Origin of the sequence: Mesorhizobium sp. M8A.F.Ca.ET.207.01.1.1, assembly GCF_004794715.1 — a bacterium.
GTDB lineage: Bacteria > Pseudomonadota > Alphaproteobacteria > Rhizobiales > Rhizobiaceae > Mesorhizobium.
This window is the reverse complement of the sequence record NZ_SRUS01000474.1, coordinates 1-303: the sequence shown is the minus strand read 5'-3', so window position 1 is coordinate 303 and position 303 is coordinate 1. Positions and strand designations below refer to the sequence as shown.

1 pseudogene is annotated in these 303 nt (G+C 61.4%); it reads right to left on the bottom strand.

Annotated elements, in window-relative coordinates:
* Window positions 1-21: 21 nt before the first annotated feature.
* Window positions 22-303: pseudogene (locus EN850_RS35430) on the bottom strand (hypothetical protein); the annotation flags it as partial.

Below are 303 nucleotides of genomic sequence, written 5' to 3'. Positions count from 1 at the left end.
GACGGGCATTCTTGTGGATGTTCATTCGGACCCTCCGATAGATGCTGAAGCGTGGTAACTCCAGTCTCCTCGGTCCGGTCCGAATGGACAACCTCCCGAAAGCTCACAGCTAGCCAGCCGGTTCTCGAAGTCGCGGCGGTTGACGAGCCCGGTCAGCGCATCATGCGATGCCTGCCAAGACAGGCGGTCGATATAGTCCTGTTCGCGCGTCATGTCGTGCAGGGCCAGGACGCAACCGAGGATATTGCCGGAAACGATCAGCGGCGCGCCATTCAGCGCCACGGGCACGACCGAGTTGTCGGG